This is a genomic window from Bacillus sp. Medicinal_06 (genome assembly GCF_056711665.1).
In genome coordinates, this window is sequence record NZ_JBWYHD010000020.1 from 46,813 (window position 1) to 53,424 (window position 6,612).

The window sequence follows — 6,612 nt, forward strand, 5'->3', positions numbered from 1 at the left end:
ATTAAACCAAACAATAATCCAAAAGGAAAAAGGAGAAGAGGACGAAAATGACACAATTTAAGTTTGAATTTGAAAAAACGTATAAAGAGGTAGATATTGCAGGAGAAATTCATAGAGTGGATTTTAATGATGATTCAATTTTGAAATACGGTAAAGCTTTCAAGAAGTTTGATGAGGATTCCAAAAAGATTACGGGATTAATTCAAAACTTCGAAACTGCTACTGATGAGGAGATTGAACAGTTATCAGTTCACCAAAAAGAATTAGTGAAAGACATCGTTGAAACTTTCTTAGGCGAAGGAACATTTGCTTCTCTTTATGAAAAAGCGGGAAGATCTTCTGCGAATTTAATGGGGCTAGTTCAGTATTTAAATGAAATTTATGTGGAAGAAAGTCAGAAGAAAACAGATGAAACTCGTAATAAATATCTAAGCAACGTGAAGAAATAATGCTTAAATTAACCGAACGTGATTATGATTTCTATACATGGAATGGCGTTCGTTTAGAATTGAATTTAGCCTTTGATAATATCCTTTTGCTGTTCGATTTGTTTGAAGATGAAAGTATTAATGAGCACCTTAAAACTGACATTGCATTGAATATGTTGGTTGTAGATAAAGTGTCCATGAATCAGTTGGATATGGAACGTAAATCAATGTTGTTACTGGACATTTTAAAAGATAGGTTAGATATTGATTTGAAATTATTAATGAAAAAGAAAATAGAGGAGAAAGAAGAGGAAAAGGCGCCGACCATCCCTACTGTAGATTTTGTAGTAGATGCAGAACGGATTTTTTCCTCTTTTTTGTTTGACTATAATATCGATCTAATTGAACAACAAGGGAAAATGCAATGGAATAAGTTTATTGCTCTCTTCCGCAATCTTTCTAGCAAATCTCCAATGGGACAAGCGCTTTATTATCGAACTTGTGAGATTCCGCCAAAGGAGAAACACAACGCTGACGAGAGAAAACGTATCAAGAAAATGAAAGAAATGTACGAACTCCCGAGAGCAAAAGAAATTAGAGAGTATCAGGAATTTATAGCATTCCAAAAGAGAATGGAAGCACAAAAGTCACAGCTTGAAGGTAGGTGAAATGAATGGCGGATGGACGTGTTGAGATAGATACCAGGTTAGATACTGGGAACATTCGAAGGGATGTACAACGAGTAAATGATGAGTTAAATCATATTGGTGATGGGGTTGCACAAGCTACTCGTGGTTTAACTGATGAAGTAGGAGCACGTTATGATAGCTTAGGAAGACGTATTCGCTATGTATATCGAGGTACTTCTGAAGAAGCTAGACAAATGTATAGTGAAATGGCGAGCGCTCACCGACAACAAGCTATTGCAATGCGCGGTGTTAAAGATCAAATGATCGGAGCTCAATATCAATATTTTAAGTTAGCACAAGCGTCTCAAAATTACACAGGTACAACTAGAGAATTCTTAGCGGAAGTTCAAAGAGTAGGAAAAGCTCAAAAAGCAGCAGCAGACGCAGCTATAAACTCAAATAGATTAGCTATGATGGGAATGTTACAGACCATAGGTTATATGCAGAATATGACGACGCAAGCAACTCGTATACGTGAAAATTATGCAAGAATGGCAAACCCTCTATATACAATCAACAGTGCAGGGTTACGTGCAGCGGATGCATTGAACAGGATGGCTAATGCAGGGAACGCTTCAGTTCTGGCTCTAAAAATGTTAGGACCTACTGCGAGTATGAAAGATTTGCAGAATATGACTATGATGATTACACAAGGGTTAATGAGATTTCAAATGGTAGCTTTAGCGGCAGCGGCATCATCCGTATTGCTTTATGGAGCGTTACACAAATCTAATATGGAAATGAATCCAAAGTATGCGGAAGCCTACACTAAAATGTTAGAGAAACTTTCAAAAGCATTTCAACCTATGAAAGATGCTTTTGCTGCAATGATGATTCCTATTTATAACTTTATTAGCGCAATAGCAGATCTTGTTATCAAATTTAATGAAGCACATCCAGTGCTAGCTAAATTCATCCAGGGCACGATGATGTTAATACCATTATTAACATTGATACTCTCTCCTTTAGCTATAGGTATCGGACTATGGAACGGTATGTTAGCTGCGTGGTCTTCTATTTGGATGCTTATCGGACCACTAATTACAGGTTTAGCAGCTATGAGTGCAACGGTATGGGTTGTAGCAGCGGCGGTAGTGGGTTTAGTGATGTATCTCACTCATTTATGGAAAACAAATGAACAATTTAGAGCAGGGGTTATGAAATCTCTAGGCGCTGTTAAACAATTTGGACAAGCTATCGCAGTCTTAGGGAAGTATCTGTTTTGGACTGCTGTTGATGGGGATTATCTGAACGACTGGATTACACATTTGCCAGAAAGCTTTCAACCCGCTGCAGAGAAGATAGGTCGTGCAGTAGCAAAAATCCATGACGCAGTTTCAATTGCTATAGGTTCAGTTGCTCGATTTGGGCAACATATTGTAAACCTAGGAAAATACTTATTCTGGGCAGCGGTAGATGGGGATTACTTAAATGATTGGATTACTCACTTACCGGAAGGTTTTCAAAATGCTGCGCAGGCTATCGGTATGGCTGTAGCAAAAATAAGAGAAGTAATCGTTCAGTTAGTAGATGCTGTAAAATCTGCATTTCAAGGTAATTTCGACCCGTTGATTCAATTTTTTGTCACTTTAATACCTAATATTATCGCACTAATTATCGGAGGGATACCGGGTCTAATTATTGGCATTACCACAATGTTTGCAAGAATGTCAGATGGAGTAAACACTGGTGGCGCTCAATTGGTAACTAAGTTTGGAGAAATAGTAAACAACATCGTTACCGCATTTACTACATTCATATCAACACAATTGCCAACTATCGTAGAGCAAGGTGTAAAAATAATAGTAAGTATAATTCAAGGTATTTCACAATCACTTCCACAACTTGTAACAGCGGTCACACAAGTTATCACAACGTTTATCACTGGACTTGTTACACTATTACCTCAACTTGTTACTGTAGGTATTAACTTGATACAGACTTTAGTTACAGCTATCACGCAAGCACTCCCACAAATAATTTTAGCAGCTGTACAAATCATAAATGCTTTAGTACAAGGGATTGTTCAAGTTCTTCCAATGATTGTGAATGCAGCTATACAAATTATCACAACATTGATTCAAGCTATTATCCCTTTAATTCCTCAATTGCTTGATGCAGGAATACAAATCTTAATGGCTCTGATAAATGGAATTATTCAATGTTTGCCACAAATTATAACTGCGATTTTACAAGTGATTCAAACACTTGTTAATACAATAGTTACATTGTTACCACAAATCATTGATGCAGGTATTAAGATCTTAATGGCGCTAATTGATGGGATTATTCAAATCCTCCCTCAATTAATCGAAACAGCTATCATGTTGATTACTAAAATTTGCGACATGCTTATTCAAAACCTCCCAAAATTAATTGATGCAGGTATAAAAATCCTAATGGCATTGATTGACGGGATTATCCAAGTGTTACCTCAATTAATCGATGCAGCAATTAAGATAATCATTAAATTAGTTGAAGTTTTAATACAAAACCTTCCTAAAATAATTGAGGCTGGTGTAAAAATACTTACAGCATTAATTGAGGGGATTATTAAAATCTTGCCAAAATTAATCGAGACGGGATTAAAATTAATCGTCGAAATAGCTAAAGCGATTATAGATAACTTGCCAAAGATACTCGAAGCAGGTGGAAAGATTATATTAGAACTTATCAAAGGTATTATAGCCCTTGTAGGTAAGTTAGGAAGCACAATTAAAGATAGTGTAGTTAAAAGTATGACTGATAAGTTAAATGATGCTAAAGACACATTCTTTAAAGCTGGTCAAGGTTTAATGGATATGCTTAAAGATGGATTGAACAGTATGAAAGACAAGGTTTTAGGTACAATGTCTGATATTGCAGGGAAAGTTCGTGATTTTCTTCCTTTCTCTCCTGCAAAAACTGGCCCATTAAGTGACTTAGACCATCTTGATTTTGGTGGTCCAATCTCTGACAGTATTAAACTAGCCTTCCCACAAGTTAAAGGACTCTTAGGAAACTTACTTACTACACCAGATATTCAAACACAGTCAGTTGAAACGATGCTAGGTAAAATCGTTAACGCTCCTTCAAATGGTGGCGGGAACACATACAACTTCGACCGCATGTTTGAAGGTGCTACATTCAGTATTCGTGAAGAAGCTGATATTAAGAAACTAGCAGTAGAATTAGGAAAATACGTCAAAGCATCAAGCAGAAGGGTGGGAGAAGTGTGAGTTTGACAATAGACGGTAAACATATTAGCGAACTAAACTTACAGCTTTTAAGAGATCACCAGAACCCTGCCGCTCCATCTACACGTGATAACGTCATGACGATACCAGGAATGCATGGAGCTTATGATTTTGGAGCTTCATTAGGGGTAAGAGAATTTAGTTTACCTTTTCATCTAAAGTTAAAAAATGAATACGAAACATTATCAGCGGCCATCAGAAAAGTGATGGATGTTTTTATTGATCCATACGGTAAGCCTAAAACCGTAAAACTAATATTTGATTATGAACCTGATAAATATTATTTGGCCCGTTATAGCGGTTCGATACCAATTGACCGTTATTTTAGTATGGGTAAATTCGAATTACCTTTAACTGCATATGATCCACATGCTTATTCAGTATTTGATACCTCTGATGATGTTTTATGGGGAGATGATATCCCTTTCATGTCAGATATACCATTTGGTATTGGTGATTTTAGTTATGAGGTCACTACACCAACAACAGTACAAATTGAAAATGTAGGTTCACTTGTAGTTCGTCCCATCATCAACATAATAGGAAGTGCAAGCTCTATGACTCTTACCGTGAATGGTAAGAGTTTTTCTGTAGGCGGTTTCCCTGAAGGTGCCGTTCTTCTAATTGATAGTCAACATTATGTTGTCACAAGGGATGGGCAAAATTACCTATCCAAAATGACAGGTGATTTTTTGGAACTAATGCCAGGTAAAAACTCGGTGAGTATCACTGGTACAAACTTAAATTTACAAATTTCATTTGAGTTTCACGCAAAATACATGTAAGAAGGTGGTGGCGCTATGGCTGATATGACTGAATTAACTTTTACACCAGCGCAAGAATTATTACCTACAGATAAATTAAGGGAAGGTTATCCGAAAATAAATCAAGCGATTCGTAATTCTAATGAATCAATGCAACCTGCAACCAGAGGGCGAATTGCTGATAATGCAGTAAACTTCGAAAAAATGTATGTTCCTGAAGCTCAAGTGATTAACAGGAACTATATTGAAGTTAACTATAAAACTCGAAAAATTACAGTTTTAAAGAACTGTTATATATCTATTGAAAAATACGCATTTAATATATCACCTTCACAAATTGAATTATCATTACCAGATTCAAGTGGTGATGGTGTATTACATTTATTAGTTTATAACCATAAAACAAGCGAATTGAGTTGTAAGCCGTATACTTCAGCAGGAGATAATGAACTATCAATCGCTCGTTTTTACGGAAAGAAAGTGTATGGACAAAACTTTGAATTTATTACCTTTATTAGTGATGATGATAATTACAGCTATCTAGCTGATAGGAAAATTACTGTATCTAATACAAATATTCTCTCTGATACATTAGATTACACTCGTATCAATATGTATGAAGCAACAATCATAGAAAAAGATAAGGTTATTGTTGATTTAAAAAGAAAGAAAGCCATCATTAAACCAAATACATTTTCTACTATGGGTAACGATATTTTTAATTTGAATCAGACAGGAACAAACCTTTATATCGATCTCCCTGCCGATACAAAGTTATATGCATTTGTTGTAGATATAACAAAATCGCCTTTTACAGTTTCGTTTGAAGTATATAACGATAAGCTTAAGTTTAAAAATAAGAGATTACTGTTTTACTATTACAACGGTATTCCCTTAGGAAAAAATACGAATTTTATAAAGATAATTGGGGCAGCGGATGAAGTTCTAACAATTAAGGAAATCATTCATAAACACTTGAATAATCCATTTGTTCGAACAATTATTAAGCTTATCGGTGATTCTATAACTGCTGGATTATGTGGTACTGGATATAGTGCAACGGATAAACCGATTGGAAACACGGGATATAAAACAAACGTTACAACCGCAATTTGTTGGGCAAATATGTTGAGAGATCATGTTTTAGCTGAATATAATCGCGAGTTTGATGTTTCTGTAAATGATCCGAATATTTCTTTCTTAGCTGCAACACATCAAATTGTAGAAAATAACGCTGCCACGTTTAAATGGCAAGCTTTCTTCTCAAATACAACAACAAATAACGGTATCCAGTTCACTTTCTATGGTGATCACTTCAGCATTTACCATGCTACTGTTGGCGGTGGCGGTATAATGGATATTTATGTGGATGGCGTGAAATGGGGAGAATTAGACACTTACGGAACATATGCCGACAATGTGGAAAAGAAAATTACTGGTTTGACACTAGGAGATCATTTAGTTGAAATTCGAGAAACAAACCGAAAGAATGCTG

General features: G+C 35.8%; 5 protein-coding genes. All 5 read left to right on the plus strand.

What is annotated here, in order from left to right; translation table 11 throughout:
* The first annotated feature begins 47 nt into the window (after positions 1-47).
* A complete protein-coding gene (locus AC1M36_RS26150; protein WP_000191450.1) occupies positions 48-449 on the plus strand; it encodes a hypothetical protein in 402 nt (133 codons plus the stop codon).
* Positions 449-1,096, plus strand: a complete 648-nt coding sequence (locus AC1M36_RS26155; RefSeq protein WP_431613365.1) for a Gp15 family bacteriophage protein — start codon at positions 449-451, stop codon at positions 1,094-1,096. The genes AC1M36_RS26150 and AC1M36_RS26155 overlap by 1 nt, the downstream gene beginning before the upstream one ends.
* Before the next feature lie 5 nt (positions 1,097-1,101).
* A complete protein-coding gene (locus AC1M36_RS26160; RefSeq protein WP_479846398.1) occupies positions 1,102-4,335 on the plus strand; it encodes a phage tail protein in 3,234 nt (1,077 codons plus the stop codon).
* Positions 4,332-5,138, plus strand: a complete 807-nt coding sequence (locus AC1M36_RS26165; protein ID WP_479846399.1) for a distal tail protein Dit — start codon at positions 4,332-4,334, stop codon at positions 5,136-5,138. The genes AC1M36_RS26160 and AC1M36_RS26165 overlap by 4 nt, the downstream gene beginning before the upstream one ends.
* 15 nt (positions 5,139-5,153) lie before the next feature.
* Positions 5,154-6,612 (plus strand): hypothetical protein (locus AC1M36_RS26170; protein ID WP_479846400.1); only part of this gene is annotated, 1,459 nt, incomplete at its 3' end.

Excerpts from the sequence above, each read along its gene's own strand:
- AC1M36_RS26150 (WP_000191450.1), top strand. The coding sequence starts at position 48 with ATGACACAATTTAAGTTTGAATTTGAAAAAACGTATAAAGAGGTAGAT.
- AC1M36_RS26155 (WP_431613365.1), top strand. The coding sequence starts at position 449 with ATGCTTAAATTAACCGAACGTGATTATGATTTCTATACATGGAATGGC.
- AC1M36_RS26160 (WP_479846398.1), top strand. The coding sequence starts at position 1,102 with ATGGCGGATGGACGTGTTGAGATAGATACCAGGTTAGATACTGGGAAC.